The sequence below is a fragment of the Nocardioides sp. B129/18 genome (genome assembly GCF_055282735.1).
On the sequence record NZ_JBUZJI010000004.1, the window covers coordinates 71,240 to 92,896 of the forward strand.

Sequence of the window (21,657 nt, forward strand, 5' to 3'; positions counted from 1 at the left end):
GGGGTGGTCGAGGTCGTCGCGGTCACTCCTACGCTGGCGGCATGGCTGAGCAGAATCCCCGTCAGAACGTCACCTTCCCCAGCAACGGTCACGAGGCGCACGGCTACCTCGCGGTCCCCGAGAGCGGCAGCGGCCCCGGCGTCGTCGTCATCCAGGAGTGGTGGGGCCTCGACGACCACCTCGCCGACGTCTGCGATCGGCTGGCCGGCGAGGGCTTCGTCGCCCTCGCCCCGGACCTCTACGGCGGTCGCCTCGCGCACGACGCCGACACCGCGGGCGAGTACATGACCAAGCTCCCGGTCGAGCAGGCCGCGAAGGACCTCTCCGGCGCCGTCGACCACCTCCTCGGGCTGGACTCCGTCACCTCCTCCACCGTCGGCACGGTGGGCTTCTGCATGGGCGGTGGCTTCGTGCTGCTGCTGGCCGTCGAGGCCGGCGACAAGGTCTCGGCCGCCGTCCCGTTCTACGGCGTCGGCCCGGCCGTGCCGGACGCCTACCGCGGTCTCACCGCGGCCGTCCAGGGCCACTACGCCGAGAACGACGACTTCTACCCGGTCGAACAGGCGCGCGCCCAGGAGGCGCAGATCCGCGAGGAGTCCGGCGCGGAGGTCGAGTTCTTCTACTACCCGGCCGCCCACGCCTTCCACAACGACCGCGACAAGATGGGCACCTACGACGCCGAGTCCGCTCGCTCGGCCTGGACCCGCACCGTCGACTTCCTGCGTGCGAAGGTCCGCTGACCGGATCCTGACGCTCGACGCCCCTTTCCTGACGGCCCGCCCCCTCCCTGCAAGGGGGCGGGCCGCCTAGCGTCGAGGACGTGCGGCAGCCGCCGTGCGATCCCGAGCAGAGAGCGCGCCATGTCCCCGTCCGCGTCGGACGCCCCCCGACCCTGGCATCCGGTCGTCCCCGACCATCCCGAGCACTGCATGCTCACCGTCCCGGTCGTCGGGACCCCCGAGACCTGGCACCTGCAGGTGCACCGGCTGCGCGACGGGCGCCGTCTCGTCGTCGCCTTCACGACCCAGGTGCAGGCCCGAGCCGTCCTGGGCGAGCACCAGCTGCTCGTCGACCTCTCGCTCGGCTCGCTCGTGGCGATGACCGAGGCGCTCGGCTGGGAGGTGCGCATCGATCCGACCCGGGTCCTCGCGGGCCCCGGGGTCAGGGTCGCCTGACCCCGCTCCTCCTGCCTGGCGCCGCACGACGCCGTGGTCCGTGGACGCGTCCCTCACGCAGCGTGACGCGTCCCGGACCCGGCGGTGCTGCCGATGCTCAGGCCGTGATCGCGGCGCCCGAGCCGGCGTCGCCGCGCCCGGTGAGCCGGGCGTGGCGGGCGAGGAGCTCGTCGACGACCGCGACGAAGCGCGTGGTGCTCTCGCCCACCGCGACGTCGTCGAAGTAGTGGTGCCGCATCGCGACCCGCGCCAGGTGGTGCTCGTCGTGCTCGAGCCGGGCGGCGATCAGCGCGCCCAGGCGGTCGCGGTCGTCGGTGTCGACGACGTCGGCACAGCGGCTGACCGGGACCTCCTCGCGCAGGCGCTCGGCGTCATGGTGACGGTCGGTGAGGATGATCGGCGCCTCGGTGCGCAGGTAGAGCCAGTCCAGGCCGACCGAGGAGACGTCGGTGATGATCGCGTCGCAGCGCGGCATGACCCGCAGGATGTCGCCGACCGGGATCGCGCGATGCCCGGCGGCCGGGTCGCGGCGGGCGGCGTCCTCGACGAGGTCGCTGATCGCGCGGTGGCTGGCGGCGATGACGGGGTCGGGGCTGGTGGTCACCTTCGGGTGCGGCTTGTAGACCAGCCGCACGTCGGGCAGGTCGAGCACCGCCTGCACGATCTCGCGTCCGAGGGTGTCGACCGAGGTGTAGTTGTTGTAGTCGGCGTCGCCCTCCCACGTGGGGGCGTAGAGCACCGTGCGGCGCGGGCTCTCAGGCAGCAGCGGCTCCTCGCGCAGGTCGAGCTGGGGCCGGCCGATGCGCACCAGGCGGGAGTCGTCGAACTCCAGCAGACCGGAGACGTAGCGCTGGACGGCCGCCTCGCCGGCGACGAGCACGCGGTCGTAGGCCTTGGCGTTGTTGCTGGCCATCGAGCCCTTGTCGCTCTCGCCGTGGTTGATGTGCACGTGCAGCATCCCGGCGTCGAGGAGCGACTGGAAGTTGAGCATCGAGTTGTTGCAATAGAGCACCACCCGCGCCTGCAGGCGGGCGTAGAGCGCGGTGAGCTCGGGGAAGGACGGCGCGAGCAGCACCGGGAGGCGGGTCCGAGCGCGCAGCGCCTCCGCCGTGCCGGGGTCGCGGACGACCAGGCCGACCGGATGGCTCTCGTCGAGTACCTCGAGCACGGGCACCCACTGCAGCAGCTGGTAGAGCCGGGTGGGATCGTCGGCGTAGTAGGCCAGGACCGAGACATCGTGCACGGGCGAATCGTAGGTCCGCGGGGCCGGTTCCCACGCATCACGGCGGCGATCGACGTGAGACGTGCGGCACGTCGGCAACCACGGCAGGATCGGCGTGCGTCGCACCGATGTGATCGCACCGTCCCGTCCCGCGGAGGAGCCCCTGATGACGTCGTCGTCCCAGCAGCCGACTCCGACCTCGCCGACGCGTGGAGGGGGGAGCGACCGGGCCATCGACGCGGTGGTGCTCGACATCGGCGGCGTCCTGGAGATCCAGGACGACGACGTCTTCCCCGGACCCTGGTGCCGACGCACCGGCATCGACCCGCAGCGCCTGCAGGAGGCGTTCGACTCGCTGAGCGGCGACCCGATGACCGGCGGCATCCAGGAGGAGGCGATGTGGACGCACGTGGCGCAGGTGCTCGGGCTCGACGACGCCGCCCGCGCCTCCCTCGTCGACGACTTCTGGCTCTGGTACGTCGGCACGCTCGACGAGACACTCGCCGCCTGGGTGCGCTCGCTGGGGGAGCGGGGCGTGCACACGGCGCTGCTCTCCAACTCCGCGCCCGGGGCGCGGGAGCACGACGCCTGCTGGGGGCTCACCGAGATGGTCGAGCTGGCCGTCTACTCCCACGAGGTCGGCCTGGCCAAGCCCGACCCCCGCATCCTGCGCCTCACCACCGACCTCCTCGGGGTGGCGCCGGAGCGCACGCTCCTGATCGACGACGCGGCGGCCAACGTCGAGGCCGCGCGGGCAGCCGGCTGGGCGGCGGTCCAGCACCGCGACGCCGTGTCCACGATCGCCGAGGCCGAGGCGCTCCTCGGGGCGCGTCCGTAGGATCGGGACGTCCCGAGCGCCCGCCACGCGTCGCGAGGAGAAGGTCCGATGTCCCAGAGCGAGTCCGCGCCGGCCGTCGAGGTGCCGTCGTCCCGGGTGGGGGAGGACGCCCCCGGCGACCTCGAGCGCTTCGTCGAGGAGGCCCAGGCCACGCTGGCCGCCGACCCCGAGCTGGCCGCGAGCCTGCACGACGTGCTGCGACACCTGCGCAGCACGCCGCTCGACCTCACCGGCGGCGAGGCCGCCGAGGGCTGAAGGTCCCGGGTGCCGCGGGCCCGCGACCCTGCACCCGCGGCGCGCGGACGGCGAGGCTGGCGGCATGACCCCACTCGCGACGACCGTCCTCACCCACGGTGGCGACCTGCACGGCGTCTGGTTCTGGATCGCCTTCCTCGGCACCGTCGTCGGCCTGCTCATCGCCGCCATGGCCTGGTGCCTGGTACGCGCGGTGCGCGTCTATGACGCACCCGCGCGTCCGACGGCGCGCCCCCACCGCAGCAGCCCCTTCTGAGCCCGCCCGCGCAGGCGGACGGACAGGACTCAGGCGGCGAGCTCGCGTGCGGTGCCGAGCAGGCGCTGCGCCTCGGCGCGGTCGACCCGCGCGAGGGTGAGCGCCGCCAGCACCAGCGAGGTCACGACGTCGGTGCGGCGCTCGAGGTCCGCGCCGGCCTCCACACCGGCCTCCACGCCCGTGGGCACGGCACGCACGGCCACCAGCCCTCGGCGCACGGCGTCGCGCAGCGTGCGGCGGTACTCGGCGATGGTCGCGCGCACCGCCTCGTCGGCGCCGATGGGCGTGCTGGCCGCGGTGAGCAGCAGGCACCCGGTGGCGGTGGCCTCAGCGGGGGAGCGCACGGCCTCGAGCAGACCGGCGAGATAGCCGTCGAGGGCCTCGGGGGCCACCTCGCCGGTCGAGAGCGGCGCCAATCGCGGGGCGATGACCTCGTCGAGGTAGCTCGCCACGGCGGCGTCGAAGAGCCCGCGCTTGCTCTCGAAGGCGTGGTAGAGGCTCGAGCGCCCCAGGCCGGTGACGCGTTCGAGGTCGGCGATGCCGACGGCGTCGAAGCCGCGCTCCCAGAACAGCGCTCGGGCGGCGCGGACCACGTCGTCGCGGTCGAAGCCTGCTGTGCGTCCCATCACCTCTCCGTGGCTTGCGTGCTCAGGGCTCCAGTCTATTGTGGAACGGTCAGTACACAAACAGGAGAGGCCGTGATGTCCACCCAGACCAGCACCCAGATCCAGCTCGTCCGCCGCCCCACCGGCTGGCCCACGCCGGAGGACTTCCGCACCGTGCAGGTCGAGTACGGCGACCTCGGGCCCGGCCAGGTCCGCGTCGTCAACGAGTTCCTCTCCGTCGACCCCTACATGCGCGGTCGCATGAACGACGTCCGCTCCTACGTGCCGCCCTTCGCGCTCGGCGAGACGATGACCGGCGGTGCCGTCGGCCGCGTCGTGGAGTCGACCGTCGAGGACGTCCCGGTGGGCGCCCTGGTGCTGCACCAGCACGGCTGGCGCGACGTCGTCCAGGAGGACGCCGGCGACTTCCGGGTCGTCCCCGAGATCCCCGGCGCTCCCAGCTCGCTGCACCTGGGCCTCTTCGGCCTCACCGGCCTGACCGCGTACGTCGGGCTCACCGCCATCGCCGACCTCCGCGAGGGCGACACCGTCTTCGTCTCCGGCGCCGCGGGCGCCGTCGGCACCGTCGCCGGTCAGCTCGCCCGGCTCCTCGGTGCCTCCCGCGTCATCGGCTCGGCCGGCTCGGCGGAGAAGGTCGCGCTCCTCACCGAGAAGTACGGCTACGACGCCGCCTTCAACTACAAGGACGGCCCCGTCCGCGAGCAGCTGGCCGCCGCCGCGCCCGACGGCATCGACGTCTACTTCGACAACGTCGGGGGCGAGCACCTCGAGGCCGCCCTCTCCGCGTTCAACGACGGCGGCCGGGCCGCCCTGTGCGGCGCCATCTCCGCCTACAACAGCGAGGGCGAGCCGGCACCCGGCCCGCGCAACCTCGCCAACGCCATCACCCGGGGCCTGACGCTGAAGGGCTTCACCCTCGGCGACTACCGCCACCTCGCCCCGGAGTTCCGCGAGCGCCTCACCCCGTGGTTCGCCGAGGGCCGCCTGGCCTGGGACGAGACGGTCGTCGACGGCGTCGAGAACACCGTCGACGCGTTCCTGGAGATGATGCGCGGCGCGAACATCGGCAAGATGGTCGTCCGGGTCGCCCCGCCGGCCTAATCCGGGCTCACCCCGACGGAACTCCTCGACGGTCCCTTCCACGGTCCTCGGGTCGCCCTTCGACGGCCCCGGTCCAGCAGCGCGGACGCGCGCGGACCGGGGCCGTCGGCGCCGCTAGATTGCGGGCCATGCTGGCCACCACGCGTGACGGAGCCGTGTCCCTCCTCGAGCTGCAGCGTCCGGAGCGACGCAACGCCCTCGACCTCGCCCAGTGCCGGGCGATCGACGCGGCGGCCGCCGCCGAGGTCGAGGCCGGCGCGCGCGTGCTCGTCGTCACCGGCCAGGGCTCGTCCTTCTGCTCCGGCGCCGACCTCACCGGCGTCTACGGCGATGAGTTCCTCCAGGCCCTCTACGGCATGCTGCACGGCCTCACCCGCCTGCCCGTGCCCATCATCGCCGCCGTCAACGGCCCCGCGATCGGCGCCGGCACCCAGCTGGCGCTGGCCTGCGACCTGCGCGTCGCCGACGAGTCCGCCCGCTTCGCGGTGCCCACCGCGCGCAACGGCATGGCCGTCGACGCCTGGACGATGCGTGCGCTCGCCCACGTCGCCGGCGGCGGGGTGGCGCGCCGGGTGATGCTCGCCGCCGAGACCCTCGACCGCGACGAGGCCCTGCAGCACGGCCTCGCCGACCGCGCCGGCGACCTCGACGCCGCGCTCGCCTGGGCCCAGGAGATCGCGACCCTCGCCCCGCTGACGCTGGCGCACAACAAGCTCGTGCTCAGCCGCCTCGTCGACACCGCGCACGACGCCGAGATCGACGCCTCCTTCGCGGCCTGCTGGGCCAGCGAGGACGTCCGCGAGGCGGCGACGGCCCGCACCGAGCGACGTGCGCCGGTCTTCCGCGGCCGCTGACCGGCCCTGACGAGCACCGGTCGGCGGCTGACCGCCCGCTGGGCCCGGTGATGACGCCGGCGGCCCGGCAGGCGATAGTGGCAGCACGCTCCTCGACGTCGAGGACCAACCCTGGAGGAACACGTGAAGCGCATCCTGGCCGCCCTGGCGGTGACCACCACCCTCGCGACCGGTCTCGTCGCCTGCGGCGGTGACGACTCCACGAGCTCGTCGTCGGACTACTGCGGCCAGCTGAAGAAGGCCAAGTCGGTCTTCGACGCCCTCGACGACCAGGACGTCAGCAAGTTCGACGACGCCCTCAAGACCGTCTCCGACTTCGCCGACTCCGCGCCCGACCGCGTCCGCGACGACTGGAAGACCCTCGACGACGCCCTCGGCGAGCTGGAGAAGGCCCTGGCCGGCGCCGGCGTCAAGCTCAGCGACCTCGCCACCATCCAGCAGGGCAAGCTGCCCGCCGGCGTCGACGCCTCCAAGCTCGCCGACCTCGGCTCGAAGATCCAGAAGATCGGCAGCGACGAGACCCAGAAGGCCAGCGACGCGATCCAGAAGGACGCCAAGGACACCTGCAAGGTCGATCTCAGCTCCTGATCCAGCCGTCCCCGCGGTCGGCCGGCGCCCCCACCCTCCGTGCGGAGGGAGGACGGCGTGCCCGGCCGACCGCTAGGCTCTGCCGCGACCCGGCGTCGCCGGGTCGGAGCCCCTCCGGCTCCGCGCCGAACCCCTGAAGGACCCTGACGCACGACGATGGACGGCCCTCGAAGTCGCCCGCTCCCTCCGCCCGCCCGACAGCCGGCGCACTCCCACGTGCGACCTGAGCCGGGCCGCTCGCATCGGAGGGAGCTCCGATGACGCCGTGGCTGCTGCTCGCGGCCTCGCTCCTGCTGGTGCTCGCCTGCGGCGTCTTCGTCGCCGCCGAGTTCTCCCTCGTCACGGTCGACCGCACGCGCGTCGACCAGGCCGCGGCCGACGGCGACGCCGGGGCGATCGGCGTGCAGAAGGCGCTGCGCTCCCTCTCGACGCAGCTCTCCGGCGCCCAGGTGGGCATCACGGTCACGAACCTCGCGATCGGATTCCTGGCTGAGCCGGCGGTCGCCGAGCTCGTGCGCGCTCCGCTGCGCTCCCTCGGCCTGCCCGACGGCGGCGTCGGCCCGGTCGCGCTCGCGCTCAGCCTGACCCTGAGCACCGTGCTGACGATGCTCTTCGGCGAGCTGGTGCCCAAGAACCTCGCGATCGCGCGTCCCCTCGAGACCGCGCGCGCCACCCAGCGTCCGATGCGGGCCTTCACCCGTGCGACGGCGCTGCCGATCAAGGCGCTCAACGGCTCGGCCAACGCGCTCGTCCGGCGCCTCGGCGTCGAGCCGCAGGAGGAGCTGCGCTCCGCGCGCAGCTCCACCGAGCTGGCCTCGCTGATCCAGCGCTCGGCCGACGAGGGCACCCTCGACGCCGACACCGCCGAGCTCATGGAGCGCTCGGTGGAGTTCGGCACCCGCACCGCCGGCGAGATCATGACCCCGCGCGTGCGCACCTCCAGCCTCGAGGCCAACGACCGCGCCATCACCGTCATCGAGATGGCGCGCTCCACCGGGCACAGCCGCTTCCCGGTGCTCGACGCCGAGGACGTCGTCGTCGGCACGGTGCACGTCAAGCACGCCGTGGCCCTGCCCGTGCACGAGCGGGCCACCGTGAAGGTCAAGCACCTGATGGTCCGGCCGATCGTCGTCCCCGACTCGATGCGCCTGGACCCGCTGCTGGCCCTGCTGCGCGAGGACGGCTTCCAGATGGCCATCGTCCTCGACGAGTACGGCGGCCAGGCCGGCATCGTCACCCTCGAGGACGTCATCGAGGAGATCGTCGGCGACATCGCCGACGAGCACGACCGGCTCGCCTCACGCGGCCGCCAGCGCCGCGACGGCAGCTGGCTGCTCTCCGGGCTCCTGCGACCCGACGAGGTCGAGGACCTCACCGACATCGCCCTGCCCGAGGGCGAGGACTACGACACCGTCGCCGGGCTGGTGCTGCGGCTGCTCGGCCGCATCCCGACCGCCGGCGACCGCGCCGAGGTCCCCGTCCCCGATCCCGCCGCCGACGACGACGAGCCGCGCCAGCGCCTCGCGGTGCTCACCGTCGAGCACATGGACGGCCTGCGCATCGATCGGCTCTCCCTGCGGGTCCTCGAGCCGACCGGACCGGACGTCGACCAGGACGAGCACCCCGAGCACCACGAGCATCCCGAGCACCGCGAGCAGGGGGACCCGCGATGAGCGACACCGCCGCCATCGGGCTGGCCGTCCTGCTGCTGGCCCTCAACGCCTTCTTCGTGGGCGCGGAGTTCGCGCTGATCTCCGCGCGCCGCAGCCAGATCGAGCCCAAGGCCCAGGCCGGGTCGCGGATGGCCCGCTCGACCCTCCAGGCGATGGAGAGCGTCTCGCTCATGATGGCCGGCGCCCAGCTCGGCATCACGATCTGCTCCCTCGGCCTCGGTGCCGTCGGCGAGCCGGCCGTCGCCCACGTGCTCGAGCCGGTCCTGCACGACCTCGGCCTGCCCGACGGCCTGCTGCACCCGATCGCCTTCTCCATCGCGCTGCTGATCGTGGTCTTCCTCCACGTGGTGCTCGGCGAGATGGTGCCCAAGAACATCGCGATCGCCGGACCCGATCGCGCCGCCCTGGTGCTCGGCCCGCTCCTGCTCGGCATCGTCACCGTGCTGCGCCCGCTCATCGCGACGCTCAACGCGTTGGCCAACGCCTCGCTGCGTCTGCTGCGCGTCGAGCCGAAGGACGAGGTGTCCTCGACGTTCACCCGCGAGGAGGTCGCGGCCATGGTCGAGGAGTCGCGCGGCGAGGGGCTGCTCCAGGACGACGAGTACGACCGGCTCGCCGGCGCGCTCGGCTTCACCGAGAAGACCGTCGCGAGCGTCCTGATGCCGCCCGCCGGACTGGCGACGGTGCCCCGCGGCGCCACCGCGGCCGACGTCGAGGCGCTGTGCGCCGGCACCGGCTTCAGCCGCTTCCCGGTGCAGGGCGCCGACGGCGACCTCGTCGGATACCTCCACATCAAGGACGTCCTCGAGACCGACGAGGCCCGTCGCCTGCGCGCGGTCGAGGACAAGTGGGTGCGGCCCTTCGCCCCCGTGCGGCCCGACGACCGGCTCCACGAGGTGCTCGAGCAGCTCCAGCGCCGCGGTGCCCACATGGCCCGCGTGGTCGACACCGAGGGCACCACGCTCGGCGTCGCGACCCTCGAGGACGTCATCGAGGAGCTCATCGGCGAGATCCGCGACGCCGCCCACCATGACGAGCCGGTCGGATGAGCGGCACGCCGAGCGCGGGGTGGCTGTGACGACGGCCGCCGACGGCGCGGATAGGGTGCTGCCCGTGGCAGGGACGACGACGGCGAGCACCGCTGTCTGGACCGTGCCCAACGTGCTGAGCGGCCTGCGCCTGCTCGGGGTGCCGCTGTTCCTCTGGCTGGTGCTCGGGCCGGAGGCCGACGGCTGGGCGCTGCTGGTCCTCGTGGTCTCCGGGGCGACCGACTTCCTCGACGGCTGGCTGGCCCGACGCTGGAACCAGACCACCGTCGTCGGCCAGGTGCTCGACCCCGTCGCCGACCGGCTCTACATCCTCGCCGTCGTGGTGGGCCTGGGCCTGCGCGACGTCATCCCGTGGTGGATGGCGATCTCCATCCCGCTGCGCGACGCGCTCATGTGGGGTCTCGTGCCGCTGCTGCGCACGCGGGGCCTGAGCTCCCTGCCGGTGCACTTCCTCGGCAAGTCGGCCACCTTCAACCTGCTCTACGCCTTCCCGCTGCTGCTCCTCGGCGACGGCGAGGGCGTCGGTGCCGAGCTCGCCCGCGTGTTCGGCTGGTCCTTCGCGCTGTGGGGCATCGGCCTGTACTGGTGGGCCGGGGTGCTCTACGCCGTCCAGGTCCGGCGCCTGCTCGCGACGACGGAGCGGATCAGGTCCTGACGTGGGCCGCCCGACCACGCCCGAGGCCCCGCCCGCGCCGCTGCCGGCGCGGGTCACGACGCCGCTGCTCACCCTCATCACCCAGCAGTCGCTCGACGAGGACTACCTCCACGCGGCCGAGCGTCGCGCCGCCCGCGATCGGGAGGAGGGGCGTGCGGAGGTCGCCGCGGCCGACGACGACGAGTCCGCCGGCCGCCTGCAGCGCTCGCACGTCATCGCCGGCGCCGTCCTGGCGCTCTTCGGGCTGCTGGTGATGACCGCGGTCATCCAGACCGCCCGCAACGCCGACTCCACCGAGGCCGGCCGGGCCACGCTGATCCAGCGCATCGACGACCAGCGCCGGCTCGTCGCGGGGGAGCAGGAGCGGATCCAGCGGGACCAGAGCGCCAACGACGACGCCGCCTCCTCCCTCGCCCAGCTGCGCAGCGTCGTCGGCACCACGCAGGCCCGGCTGCGACGCCTGCAGATCGCCACCGGCTATCTCGCCGTCACCGGCCCCGGCGTCAGGATCACGGTCAAGGACGCCGCCGACGCGGGCGACGGCGGCGAGCTGGTGCGCGACACCGACCTGCGTCGGCTCGTCGACGGCCTGTGGCAGGCCGGCGCCGAGGCGATCTCGATCAACGGCCAGCGCCTGAGCCCGCTGACCGCGATCCGCAACTCCGCCTCGGTCGTGAACGTCAACTACGCGCCGCTGCGCGCGCCGTACGTGGTGAGCGCCATCGGCGACCCCAAGCGCCTCCAGGCCGATCTGCTCGACACCGAGAGCGGCGCGGAGTTCATCGGCCTGGCCGACCAGTACGGCTTCGGCCTCACCATGCAGAATGTCGACGACGACACCGGACTGACCCTGCCGGCGGCACCGCGCCGCGGCCTGCGCTGGGCCAAGGACGTCAGCGAGACCCGTCGTCCCGACCTGAAGGAGACCAATCCGTGATCGCCCTCCTCGGACTCCTGGTCGGGGTCGTCGTGGGCCTGGTCGTCCAGCCCGACGTCCCGCTGTCGCTGGAGCCCTATCTCCCGATCGCGGTCGTCGCCGCCCTCGACGCGGTCTTCGGCGGGTTCCGCGCGTTCCTCGACGGCATCTTCGACGACAAGGTCTTCGTCGTCTCCTTCGTCAGCAACGTCGTCATCGCCGCCGCCATCGTGTGGGTGGGCGACCAGCTCGGCGTCGGCGGCCAGCTCTCCACCGGCGTCATCGTCGTGCTGGGCATCCGGATCTTCTCCAACGTCGCCGCGATCCGACGGCATCTCTTCCATGCCTGAGCACGACCCGGCTCCCGCCGAGCCTGCCGAGCCCCGCGAGCCCGGCACGCAGAGCGCGGGGGAGCAGGCGCCCCAGACCGGGCGCGGGCGCCTCGTCGCCGCGCTGCGCCGGCCGAGCCGGGCCCAGGCCGTGGTGGCCGTCCTGCTGGCCGCCATGGGGTTCGGCGCGGTCACCCAGGTCCAGCAGAACCAGTCCAGCGACTCCTACGCCGGCTACCGCGAGCAGGACCTCATCGACGTCCTCTCGGGCCTGGCCGGCACGACCCGGCGCGCCCAGGACGAGGTCGACCGGCTCGAGGCCGCCAAGCGCCAGCTCGAGACCGACACCACCGCCCAGCGCACGGCGCTGCAGCAGGCCCGCCAGGAGAACGAGACCCTCAGCGTGCTCGCCGGCCTGGTCCCGGTGTCCGGGCCAGGCATCCGCGTCACGATCACCGAGGTCTCCGGCAAGGTGAAGGCCTCGACCTTCTACGACATGATCCAGGAGCTGCGCAACGCCGGCGCGGAGTCGATGCAGGTCAACGGCTCGGTGCGGGTGATCGCCTCGACGTCGGTCACCGACACCACCGGCGGTCTCATCATCGACGGCAAGCGGCTCACCGCCCCGTTCGTCGTCGACGTCATCGGCGATCCCAGCGCGCTCAACGGAGCCATCTACTTCCGCGAGGGACCCAGCGAGGACCTCGCCGCCGACGGCGCCCGGGTGAAGGTCGACGAGCAGACCTCGCTCGACATCGACACCGTCCGCACGGTCACCGATCCCGACTTCGCCGCCCCGGCCGACGCCCAGTAGCCTGCCCGGGCAGGGCCTGGGCCCTGCTCCGCACCACCCCGCACCGCCCACGCTTCCAGGAGGCCACGTGTACCCCGAGGACCTGTCCTACACCAGCGAGCACGAGTGGGTGCGCACGCCCGGCGAGCACGAGGGCTCGGTGCGCATCGGCATCACCCAGTACGCCCAGGACGCCCTCGGCGACATCGTCTACGTCTCCCTGCCCAGCGTGGGGGAGGCCCTGGAGGCCGGCTCGACCTGCGGCGAGCTGGAGTCGACCAAGTCGGTCAGCGACGTCTACGCCCCCGTCTCGGGCGAGGTCGTGGCCGTCAACGACGCCCTCGACGCCACCCCCGAGCTGGTCAACACCGACCCGTACGGCGCCGGCTGGCTCTTCGAGGTCGTCCCCGCCGACCCCTCCGCGCTGGACGGCCTCCTCGACGCCGCCGCCTACCAGGCGGGCCTCGAGGGCTGAGACCCCGTCCCGCCCCGCGCACCGCGCGTGGCTGGTAGGTTCGAGGCCAACCATCACCCTGCACCTGCAGGTGAGGGTTCCCGGGGTTCTCCGGGAGCGACGACCGACGCCGGAGGAGTAGCCCGATGCCGTTCTGCACCGCGTGTGGCAGGCAGAATCCCGATGACGCCCGCTTCTGCGCCCAGTGCGGCAACCGCCTGGTCACCGACCTCCCGGCCACGCCGCCCGTGGCCGACGCCGGCGTCGAGAGCACCGCGACGATCCAGCTCGGCCTCGACGCCCGCGACACCAGCGACCGCGCGCTCGACCCCGTCGACGCCGAGGCCGTCGACGCCCTGCCCGCGGGTCACGCGCTGCTGATCGTCCAGCGCGGTCCGGGCTCGGGCAGCCGCTTCCTGCTCGACGCCGACGACATCAGCGCCGGCCGCCACCCCGACAGCGACATCTTCCTCGACGACGTCACCGTCTCCCGGCAGCACGCGGACTTCCACCGCACGGCCTCCGGAGGCTTCACCGTCACCGACGCCGGCAGCCTCAACGGCACCTACGTCAACCGCGACCGCATCGACACCGTCACGCTCAGCGACGGCGACGAGGTGCAGATCGGCAAGTTCCGCCTCGTCTACTTCGCGGGCCACCCGGCCGGCTGAGGTCCCGCCCATGAGCCCCACCAGCGTGCCCACGCCGGGTGCCGGCGGCTCGCCCGATCGGATGAACATCGGCGAGGTGCTCGACCGACTGCGCCCGGACTTCCCCGGCATCACGATCCCGAAGATCCGCTTCCTCGAGGACAAGGGCCTGATCAAGCCCGAGCGCACGCCGGCGGGCTACCGGAAGTTCTCCGTCGCCGACGTCGAGCGCCTGCGCTACGTCCTGCGCATGCAGCGCGACCACTACCTGCCGCTGCGGGTCATCGGGGAGCACCTCGACGCGATCGACCGTGGCCTCGAGCCGCCGCCGATCGAGTCGGTCGTCCCGACGGTGCCCACGGTCGCCCTGGCCGCCGACGGCCTGCCGAGCCCGGAGTCGTTCCGCCGGCGCGACGGCCTGCGGCTCTCGCGCAAGGAGCTGCTCAAGGTCGCCGAGGTCTCCGAGGAGCTGCTGGCCGAGCTCGAGCGCTTCGGGCTGATCACCGCTCGCCACGGCACCGGGCACTACGACACCGACGACCTCGTCATCGCCCAGACCGCCCGCGAGCTCGCCGACTTCGGCATCGAGCCGCGTCATCTGCGGGCCTTCAAGACCGCCGCCGACCGCGAGGTCGGCCTGGTGCAGCAGGTCACCGCGCCCCTGGCCCGGTCGCGCGACGCCGCTGCGGCCGCACGCGCCGAGGACGCCGCCTCGCAGGTCGCGGCGCTGTCGGTGCGCCTGCACGCCACGCTGGTGAAGGCCGGCCTCGGCCACTGACGCGCGTGCTGGGTCGCGGCGCTAGGGTGAGGGCGTGCGCGAAGTCGATGTGATGGGCGTCCGGGTCGAGATGCCGACCAACCAGCCGATCGTGCTCCTGCGCGAGGTCAGCGGCGACCGCTACCTGCCGATCTGGATCGGGGCCGTGGAGGCCACGGCGATCGCCTTCGCCCAGCAGGGCGTGGTCCCGCCCCGCCCCCTGACCCACGACCTGCTCAAGGACGTCCTCGAGGTCACCGGCAACGACCTCACCGAGGTGCGCATCACCGACGTCAAGGACGGCATCTTCTTCGCCACCCTCGTGCTGTCCTCGGGCGCCGAGGTCAGCGCGCGTCCCTCCGACTCCATCGCCCTCGCGCTGCGCACCGGCAGCCGGATCGTCTGCGCCGAGGAGGTGCTCGACGAGGCCGGCCTCGCCGTGCCCGCCGAGCAGGAGGACGAGGTCGAGGCGTTCCGCGAGTTCCTCGACCACGTCAGCCCCGAGGACTTCGAGTCCGGCCCGAACGCCGGCTGATCTCACCCTCATCTTGAGATTGAGGGTTCGACACGCCGTCGACGTCTTTGACCCCCTCCGGAGCCCGGCCGTACGGTGAACCGTCTCTGTTGTAACTCCACCGCTGTGATCTGACCGGTCCCCGCACCTTCCCCTTCGGAGTTACGCTCAACGGAGTAGCCATCGGAGGACCGCGTGAACGAGCACGAGCAGCAAGTCGGTGACGTCGACGCCGCGCGCGCCGAGGAGGTCGCGGAGGAGCAGGGTCTGCTCTTCACCGACGACGTCTCGCCGCTGCCCAGCGATCTCGGCTACCGCGGCCCCACGGCCTGCAACGCCGCCGGCATCACCTACCGCCAGCTCGACTACTGGGCCCGCACCGGCCTGGTCGAGCCCACCGTGCGCGGGGCCAGCGGCTCGGGCTCGCAGCGGCTCTACTCCTTCCGCGACATCTTGATCCTCAAGGTCATCAAGCGGCTCCTGGACGCCGGCATCTCGCTGCAGAACATCCGCACCGCGGTCGAGTTCCTGCGCGAGCGCGGCACCGACGACCTCACCCGCGTCACCCTCATGTCCGATGGCGCCTCGGTCTATGAGTGCACCAGCAACGACGAGGTCATCGACCTCCTCCAGGGCGGTCAGGGCGTCTTCGGCATCGCGATCGGCGGCGTCTGGCGCGAGATCGAGGGCACCCTCGCCGAGCTGCCCAGCGAGCGCGCCGCCGACTCCGACGGCGCCGCCCCGGTCGCCGGCGACGAGCTCGCCGCCCGCCGCGCGGCCCGCACCGCCGGCTGACCCGAGCGCACCGCACCACCGCACGTCCTCCACGAACCGCCCGGCACGCGCCGGGCGGTTCGTCGCGTCCGGGGCCCGACCCGGTAGCCTGGGCCCCGCTGACCATCCCGCACGGGAGAGCTCCGGTCCGACCGGAGCGCCGAAGGGGCAACTCCTCCCCGGAACTCTCAGGCGCCAGGACCGTGCGGAGGAGGCGACTCTGGAGCGGCGACGACGCTGCGACTGAGGGGGAGGGAGCCCGTGACCTCCCGACCTCGAGGAGCCCCATGTCCTTCGCCGATCGTCACATCGGTCCCCGTGACGCCGACGTCGCCACCATGCTCGCCGCCCTGGGCCATGACTCGCTCGACGCGCTCATGGACGCCGCGGTGCCCGCCAGCATCCGCACCCGCGAGCCGCTCGACCTGCCCGAGGCCGCCTCGGAGTCCGAGGTCGCCGCGGCGATGCGGGCGCTGGCCGGCGCCAACCGCACCGCGGAGTCGATGATCGGCCTGGGCTACCACGCCACGGTCACCCCGCCGGTGATCCGCCGCAACCTCCTCGAGGACCCCTCCTGGTACACCGCCTACACGCCGTACCAGCCCGAGATCTCCCAGGGACGCCTCGAGGCCCTGCTGAACTTCCAGACCGTCGTCTCCGACCTCGCCGGCCTGCCCACCGCCAACGCCTCGCTGCTCGACGAGGGCACCGCCGCAGCCGAGGCGATGACGCTGGTGCGCCGCGCCAACCGCAAGGCCGCCGGCCCCTTCGTCGTCGACGCCGACGCCCTGCCGCAGACCATCGAGGTCGTGCGCACCCGCGCCGAGGCGATGGGCATCGAGGTCGTCGTCGTCGACCTCGCGGGCGACGCCGCCGCACTCGACGCCGCCGTGCCCGAGGGCCCGGTGTGCGGCGTGCTCGTGCAGTACCCCGGCGCGTCGGGTCGCGTCCTCGACCCCCGCCCGGCCATCGAGCTCGCCCACGCCCGCGGTGGCCTGGCCGTCGTGGCGGCCGACCTCCTCGCGCTCACGCTCCTCGAGGCGCCCGGCGAGCTCGGGGCCGACGTCGTGGTCGGCTCCTCGCAGCGCTTCGGCGTCCCGCTCTTCTACGGCGGCCCGCACGCAGGCTTCATGGCCGTCTCCGCCGGCCTCGAGCGTCATCTGCCCGGCCGCCTCGTCGGCGTCTCGGTCGACGCCGAGGGCCGCCCGGCCTACCGCCTCGCGCTGCAGACCCGCGAGCAGCACATCCGCCGCGACAAGGCGACCTCCAACATCTGCACCGCCCAGGTGCTGCTGGCCAACGTCGCCTCGATGTACGCCGTCTACCACGGTCCCGAGGGGCTCCGGGCGATCGCCGAGCGGATCGCCGAGCACGCCGCCACGACCGGCGCGCTGCTCGAGCACGCCGGCATCGAGCTGGTGCACCGGGCGTACTTCGACACCCTCCAGGCCCGCGTGCCCGGTCGGGCGGCGGACGTCGTCGCGGCCGCCCGCGAGCGCGGGATCCACCTGCGCCTGGTCGACGCCGACACCGTCGGCATCAGCGTCGGCGAGACCTGCGACGGCCGCGTCGTCGCCCAGGTGCTGCGCTCATTCGACGCCTATCCCGAGGGCGAGCACGTCGCCTACGGCGGCGGACCCGGGCTGCTGAACGTCGTGCCCCGGCGCACCACGTCCTACCTGACCCACCCCGTCTTCCACGAGCACCGCTCCGAGACCCAGATGCTGCGCTACCTGCGCCGTCTCTCGGGTCGCGACTACGCGCTCGATCGCGGCATGATCCCGCTCGGCTCGTGCACGATGAAGCTCAACGCCACCACCGAGATGGAGCCGGTCTCGCTGCCGGGCTTCGCCGACCTGCACCCCTTCGTCCCGGCCCAGGACGCCGAGGGCTACCGGCAGATGGTCGACCAGCTCGAGGGCTGGCTGGCGGAGGTCACCGGCTACGACCGCGTCTCGATCCAGCCCAACGCCGGCTCCCAGGGCGAGCTGGCCGGTCTCCTGGCCATCCGCGGCTACCACCGCAGCCGCGGCGACGTCGGCCGCGACGTCTGCCTGATCCCGAGCTCGGCCCACGGCACCAACGCCGCGTCGGCGGTCATGGCCGGCATGCGCGTCGTGGTCGTGAAGTCGGCCGACGACGGCACCGTCGACCTCTCCGACCTGCACCAGCAGTGCGAGAGGCACGCCGACTCGCTGGCCGCGATCATGGTCACCTACCCGTCCACCCACGGCGTGTACGAGGGCTCCATCACCGAGCTCTGCGACCTCGTGCACCGCTACGGCGGCCAGGTCTACGTCGACGGCGCCAACTTCAACGCCCTGCTCGGCTACGCCAAGCCCGGCCTGTTCGGCGGCGACGTCTCGCACCTGAACCTGCACAAGACCTTCTGCATCCCGCACGGCGGCGGTGGCCCCGGCGTCGGTCCGGTGGCGGTGCGGGCGCACCTCGCGCCGTTCCTGCCCACCCACGCCCAGCACCCCGAGGCCGACAAGCGCGAGGGCATCGGCCCGATCTCGGCCGCGCCCTACGGCTCGGCGGGCATCCTGCCGATCTCGTGGGCCTACGTGCGGCTCATGGGCGGCGAGGGCCTGACCCGCGCCACCGCAGTGGCGGTGCTCGCGGCCAACTACGTCGCGGCCCGTCTCGACGGCCACTTCCCGGTGCTGCACCGCGGCGAGAACGGGCTGGTCGCCCACGAGTGCATCCTCGACGTCCGCGGCATCACCAAGGACACCGGCGTCACCGTCGACGACGTCGCCAAGCGGCTGGTCGACTACGGCTTCCATGCTCCGACGATGTCGTTCCCGGTGGCGGGCACGCTGATGGTCGAGCCCACCGAGTCCGAGGACCTCGCCGAGATCGACCGGTTCTGCGAGGCGATGATCGCCATCAAGGGCGAGATCGATCGCGTCGCCGCGGGGGAGTGGACCCCCGAGGACTCCCCGCTGCGCCACGCGCCGCACACCGCCCGCTCGCTCGTGGGCGAGTGGGACCGCGCGTACTCCCGCGAGGTCGGCGTGTTCCCCGCGGGCATCGACCCCGACAAGTACTGGCCGACCGTCTCGCGCATCGACCAGGCCTACGGCGACCGGAACCTGCAGTGCTCCTGCCCTTCGCCGGAGGTCTTCGCCGAGGAGTCCTGAGGGACGGGGCTCTCGGGGGCTCTCGGGGGCTCTCGGGACCTCAGAGGGCCTGGGAGACGCTCGACATGTGGAAGTCGGGCACCCGCAGGGCCGGGGTGGCGGTGCGGGAGAACCAGTCGTCACCCCACTCGCGGCTGAAGCTGCGCTCGGTGGCCGAGGCGTGGCTGAAGCGGCGCAGGAGGTCCAGCGGGCTCTCGTTGAACCGGAAGTTGTTGGCGACGCCGACGATCTCGCCGTCCTCGACGACGTAGACGCCGTCGCGGGTCAGGCCGGTGAGCAGGAGCGACTGGGCGTCGACCTCGCGGATGTACCAGAGGCTGGTGACCAGCAGGCCGCGCTCGGTGCCGGCGACGAGGTCCTCCAGGGTGCCGGAGGCGCCGTCGACCTCGAGCACGAGGTTGTCGACCGCCGGGGTGGTGGGCTGGCCGGTGAGGCCCGCGGAGTGCCGGGTCTGCAGGAGCGCGGTGACGACGCCGTCGCGCAGCCAGTCGGTGGGCCCCAACGGCAGGCCGTTGTCGAAGACCGAGGTCTGGTTGCTCGACGACGAGGCCACGGTGAACGGGGCGCACTCCAGGCCGGGGAAGGCGGGGTCGGAGCGCAGGTGGACGCCGGGGCGCACCAGCTGCTCGCCGATGCGGGTGCCTCCGCCGGGACGCGAGAACGCCGACTGGCCCTCGTGCGCGACGCGGGCGCCGGCGTTCCAGTAGGCGTCGATCACCAGGTCGGCCACCGAGCCGGGCGGCAGGATCGTGTCGTAGCGGCCGGCCGGAAGGTCGATGCGTCGGCGCCCCCAGGCCAGGCGCCGGGCGATCTGGTCGTCGAGGGCGAGCGCGTCGACGGAGCCGACGTCCGTGGCGGCGCCCCCGACCCAGGCCGACTGCGAGAGGTCGGTGGGCTTGCCCGTGCAGGCGTAGTGGCCGAACGGCTGCTCGTGGCGCAGCCGCAGCCCGGTGGTGGAGCCGAGGTAGGTGGTGGCGACGTGCTGGTCGACGAAGCCGTACAGGATCCGGTCGGCCGCGCTCGCGCGGGAGAACGCCTCGCCGAGCGCCGGGGCGAAGCGGCCGTAGACGCCGATGTCGGTGGCGCCGGGGGCGGCGTCCCAGTCGTCGGAGGCCCGCCCTGCCACCAGCTCGGCGGCGTCCTCGGCCGGCGGCGCCTGGCCCGCGGCGACGTCGGCTGCCTCGACCAGCGCGAGGAGCGCGGCGAGGTCGCCGGCGCTGCCGGACACCGAGCCCACGCCCACGCCGTCGGCCGAGCGCGCGAAGGCGACGACGGTGGCGCTGCGCGAGCGCATCACGCCGTTGGTGGTGAGCGTGTTGTTGGCCCAGCGCAGGTTGGCGCTGGAGGACTCCTGCACGATGACGATGCAGTCGTCGGAGCGGCTGGCCCCCAGGCCGCGCTCGACGAGCTCCTGGGCGGTGACGGGTGCGTCGGTGGTCATCAGCGGCCACCCTCCTCGGTGGTGTTGAGCACGCGGACGTCGCGGAACAGCGCCGACGGCGCCCCGTGGCTGACGGCGGCGACCTGGCCCGGCTGCGCCTTGCCGCAGTTGAAGGCGCCATGGAGCACCCAGGTCTGCGGTCCGCCGACGGCCTCCATCGAGCCCCAGAAGTCGGTCGTGGTGGCCTGGTAGGCGACGTCGCGCACCTGGCCCTTGAGCTCGCCGTCCTCGATGCGGTGGAACTGCTGACCGGTGAACTGGAAGTTGAACCGCTGCATGTCGATCGACCACGAGCGGTCGCCGACGATGAGCAGCCCGCGCTCCACCCGGGAGACCAGCTCCTCGGTGGAGGGCCCGTCGGGATCGGGCTGGAGGCTGACGTTGGCCATCCGCTGGATGGGGATGTGCCCGGGGGAGTCGGCATAGGCGCAGCCGTTCGACCGTCCGCCGCTCACCTCGGGCAGCAGCGCCGCGGTGGGCCGGTCGAGCTGGTAGCCCACCAGCACGCCGTCGCGCACGAGGTCCCACGACTGCGCCTCGACGCCCTCGTGGTCGTAGCCGACCGTGGCGAGGCCGTGCTCGACGGTGCGGTCGCCGGTGACGTGCATGATCGGCGAGCCGTACTGCAGGCTGCCGAGGCGGTCGGGCGTGGCGAAGCTGGTGCCGGCGTAGTTGGCCTCGTAGCCCAGCGCGCGATCGAGCTCGGTGGCGTGGCCGATCGACTCGTGGATCGTCAGCCACAGGTTCGTGGGGTCGATGACGAGGTCGTAGCGCCCGGCCTCGACGCTCGGCGCGCGGAGCTTCTCGGCGAGCAGCTCGGGCGTGCGGGCGATCTCGGCGTCGAAGTCGTGCCCACCCGGGATCGTGGCGTCGGTGAGGTACTCCCAGCCGCGTCCGACGGGGGCGGCGAGGGAGGTGAGGGAGTCGAAGAGATCGCCGTGGCTGCCCATCGCCTCGAAGGACGGCTCGAGCCGGATGCGCTGCTGGGTGGCGCGAGTGCCGGCGAGGTCGGCGTAGTAGGTGCACTCCTGCACCTGCTGCACGCTCGCGGAGGCGTGCTCGACGGCGTCGTGGCGCCGCAGCCGGGCCGTCCAGTCGACGAGCAGACCCCTCTTCTCGGCCACCGGCACCGCGAACGGGTCGGTGCGGTAGGAGGAGACCCAGGTGACCTCGCCGTGGCTCGGCTCGGGTGCCAGCTCGACCGGACGCGTGGTCATCGCCGCCGCGACCTCGGCGACCGCGATCGCCTGCTCGGCCAGGCGCACGGCCGACTCGGGGGTGAGGACGACGTCGGCCGCGAACCCCCAGGCGCCGCGGTGCACGACGCGCACGCTGATGCCGAGGTCCTCCGCGTCACGCACCGCCTGCACGACCTCGTCGCGCACCGCGATGTGCTGGTGGCGGATGCGCTCGATCCGCACGTCGGCGTGGCTGGCTCCCAGCGCCCGGGCCCGCGCGAGCGCGGCCTCCGCGAGCGCCTGCCGGGGCAGGTCGAGGAACGAGGCGTCGATCGCGGCTGCGCTCATGACTCGAACCTAGGCGATGCCCCCCCAGGGCTGGCTTCCAGGGCTGGGGGCAGGGCGGGGGCAGG

Annotated in this window: 24 protein-coding genes and 1 riboswitch; of the genes, 20 read left to right on the forward strand and 4 right to left on the reverse strand. The window is 73.1% G+C overall.

From position 1 onward, the window contains the following. Positions 1-41: 41 nt before the first annotated feature. Both ACZDWJ_RS04230 and ACZDWJ_RS04235 read left to right on the forward strand, forming a co-directional pair. Positions 42-740, forward strand: coding sequence for a dienelactone hydrolase family protein (locus tag ACZDWJ_RS04230; protein WP_463519670.1), 699 nt, complete (start codon positions 42-44; stop codon positions 738-740). 120 nt (positions 741-860) lie between these two features. Next, entirely contained in the window at positions 861-1,175 is a 315-nt protein-coding gene (locus ACZDWJ_RS04235; protein ID WP_463519671.1) for a hypothetical protein, read from the forward strand. A gap of 97 nt (positions 1,176-1,272) precedes the next feature. On the opposite strand, the gene ACZDWJ_RS04240 is transcribed toward ACZDWJ_RS04235, so the two are convergent. Then, entirely contained in the window at positions 1,273-2,418 is a 1,146-nt protein-coding gene (locus tag ACZDWJ_RS04240) for a CDP-glycerol glycerophosphotransferase family protein (protein WP_463519672.1), read from the reverse strand. 145 nt (positions 2,419-2,563) lie between these two features. Between ACZDWJ_RS04240 and ACZDWJ_RS04245 the strand changes: the two genes are divergently transcribed. From ACZDWJ_RS04245 to ACZDWJ_RS04255, 3 genes are all read left to right on the forward strand, one after another. Beyond that, on the forward strand, positions 2,564-3,235 hold the full coding sequence (locus ACZDWJ_RS04245) for an HAD family hydrolase (RefSeq protein WP_463519673.1): 672 nt from the start codon (positions 2,564-2,566) through the stop codon (positions 3,233-3,235). A 48-nt stretch (positions 3,236-3,283) separates the two neighbouring features. Next, entirely contained in the window at positions 3,284-3,490 is a 207-nt protein-coding gene (locus ACZDWJ_RS04250; RefSeq protein ID WP_463519674.1) for a hypothetical protein, read from the forward strand. Positions 3,491-3,554: 64 nt separating this feature from the next. Then, positions 3,555-3,746 (forward strand): hypothetical protein, encoded by a 192-nt coding sequence (locus tag ACZDWJ_RS04255; protein ID WP_463519675.1) that lies wholly within the window; start codon positions 3,555-3,557, stop codon positions 3,744-3,746. A gap of 29 nt (positions 3,747-3,775) precedes the next feature. Here ACZDWJ_RS04255 and ACZDWJ_RS04260 read toward each other — a convergent pair whose 3' ends face one another. Continuing rightward, complete coding sequence (locus ACZDWJ_RS04260; RefSeq protein ID WP_463519676.1) at positions 3,776-4,372, reverse strand: TetR/AcrR family transcriptional regulator; 597 nt, start codon at positions 4,370-4,372, stop codon at positions 3,776-3,778. Between the two features lie 75 nt (positions 4,373-4,447). Here ACZDWJ_RS04260 and ACZDWJ_RS04265 point away from each other — a divergent pair, with 75 nt between their 5' ends. The 15 genes from ACZDWJ_RS04265 to gcvP all read left to right on the forward strand — a co-directional run bounded on the left by ACZDWJ_RS04265 (position 4,448) and on the right by gcvP (position 18,625). Beyond that, positions 4,448-5,473: an NADP-dependent oxidoreductase gene (locus ACZDWJ_RS04265; RefSeq protein WP_463519677.1), complete on the forward strand. Its 1,026-nt coding sequence runs from the start codon at positions 4,448-4,450 to the stop codon at positions 5,471-5,473. 128 nt (positions 5,474-5,601) lie between these two features. Next, positions 5,602-6,327, forward strand: a complete 726-nt coding sequence (locus tag ACZDWJ_RS04270; protein ID WP_463519678.1) for an enoyl-CoA hydratase — start codon at positions 5,602-5,604, stop codon at positions 6,325-6,327. Positions 6,328-6,450: 123 nt separating this feature from the next. Then, positions 6,451-6,915 carry a hypothetical protein gene (locus ACZDWJ_RS04275; protein WP_463519679.1) on the forward strand — a complete coding sequence of 155 codons (465 nt, stop codon included), beginning with the start codon at positions 6,451-6,453 and terminating at the stop codon, positions 6,913-6,915. A 257-nt stretch (positions 6,916-7,172) separates the two neighbouring features. Continuing rightward, a complete protein-coding gene (locus ACZDWJ_RS04280) occupies positions 7,173-8,588 on the forward strand; it encodes a hemolysin family protein (protein WP_463519680.1) in 1,416 nt (471 codons plus the stop codon). Next, positions 8,585-9,637: a hemolysin family protein gene (locus ACZDWJ_RS04285; protein ID WP_463519681.1), complete on the forward strand. Its 1,053-nt coding sequence runs from the start codon at positions 8,585-8,587 to the stop codon at positions 9,635-9,637. Before ACZDWJ_RS04280 ends, ACZDWJ_RS04285 begins: the two co-directional genes overlap by 4 nt. After that, positions 9,618-10,292 carry a CDP-alcohol phosphatidyltransferase family protein gene (locus tag ACZDWJ_RS04290; protein WP_463519682.1) on the forward strand — a complete coding sequence of 225 codons (675 nt, stop codon included), beginning with the start codon at positions 9,618-9,620 and terminating at the stop codon, positions 10,290-10,292. The genes ACZDWJ_RS04285 and ACZDWJ_RS04290 overlap by 20 nt, the downstream gene beginning before the upstream one ends. Before the next feature lies 1 nt (position 10,293). Beyond that, the gene (locus ACZDWJ_RS04295) at positions 10,294-11,229 is read left to right on the forward strand and encodes a DUF881 domain-containing protein (protein WP_463519683.1); all 936 of its coding nucleotides are present in this window, start codon (positions 10,294-10,296) and stop codon (positions 11,227-11,229) included. Further along, on the forward strand, positions 11,226-11,558 hold the full coding sequence (locus tag ACZDWJ_RS04300; RefSeq protein ID WP_224127391.1) for a small basic family protein: 333 nt from the start codon (positions 11,226-11,228) through the stop codon (positions 11,556-11,558). The genes ACZDWJ_RS04295 and ACZDWJ_RS04300 overlap by 4 nt, the downstream gene beginning before the upstream one ends. Continuing rightward, entirely contained in the window at positions 11,551-12,351 is an 801-nt protein-coding gene (locus ACZDWJ_RS04305; protein ID WP_463519684.1) for a DUF881 domain-containing protein, read from the forward strand. Before ACZDWJ_RS04300 ends, ACZDWJ_RS04305 begins: the two co-directional genes overlap by 8 nt. Before the next feature lie 67 nt (positions 12,352-12,418). Beyond that, positions 12,419-12,805 carry a glycine cleavage system protein GcvH gene (gene gcvH, locus ACZDWJ_RS04310; RefSeq protein ID WP_463519685.1) on the forward strand — a complete coding sequence of 129 codons (387 nt, stop codon included), beginning with the start codon at positions 12,419-12,421 and terminating at the stop codon, positions 12,803-12,805. Between the two features lie 125 nt (positions 12,806-12,930). Next, complete coding sequence (locus ACZDWJ_RS04315) at positions 12,931-13,455, forward strand: FHA domain-containing protein (protein ID WP_463519686.1); 525 nt, start codon at positions 12,931-12,933, stop codon at positions 13,453-13,455. A gap of 10 nt (positions 13,456-13,465) precedes the next feature. Next, complete coding sequence (gene ftsR, locus ACZDWJ_RS04320; RefSeq protein WP_463519687.1) at positions 13,466-14,212, forward strand: transcriptional regulator FtsR; 747 nt, start codon at positions 13,466-13,468, stop codon at positions 14,210-14,212. A gap of 34 nt (positions 14,213-14,246) precedes the next feature. Beyond that, the gene (locus ACZDWJ_RS04325) at positions 14,247-14,726 is read left to right on the forward strand and encodes a bifunctional nuclease family protein (RefSeq protein ID WP_463519688.1); all 480 of its coding nucleotides are present in this window, start codon (positions 14,247-14,249) and stop codon (positions 14,724-14,726) included. Positions 14,727-14,900: 174 nt separating this feature from the next. Then, positions 14,901-15,500: a MerR family transcriptional regulator gene (locus tag ACZDWJ_RS04330; protein WP_463519689.1), complete on the forward strand. Its 600-nt coding sequence runs from the start codon at positions 14,901-14,903 to the stop codon at positions 15,498-15,500. Positions 15,501-15,602: 102 nt separating this feature from the next. After that, positions 15,603-15,693, forward strand: a riboswitch (glycine riboswitch). A 73-nt stretch (positions 15,694-15,766) separates the two neighbouring features. Next, entirely contained in the window at positions 15,767-18,625 is a 2,859-nt protein-coding gene (gene gcvP / locus ACZDWJ_RS04335) for an aminomethyl-transferring glycine dehydrogenase (RefSeq protein WP_463519690.1), read from the forward strand. Between the two features lie 40 nt (positions 18,626-18,665). On the opposite strand, the gene ACZDWJ_RS04340 is transcribed toward gcvP, so the two are convergent. Further along, complete coding sequence (locus ACZDWJ_RS04340) at positions 18,666-20,066, reverse strand: metallopeptidase TldD-related protein (RefSeq protein WP_463519691.1); 1,401 nt, start codon at positions 20,064-20,066, stop codon at positions 18,666-18,668. Continuing rightward, positions 20,066-21,592, reverse strand: a complete 1,527-nt coding sequence (locus ACZDWJ_RS04345; protein WP_463519692.1) for a TldD/PmbA family protein — start codon at positions 21,590-21,592, stop codon at positions 20,066-20,068. The genes ACZDWJ_RS04340 and ACZDWJ_RS04345 overlap by 1 nt, the downstream gene beginning before the upstream one ends. Positions 21,593-21,657: the final 65 nt, after the last annotated feature.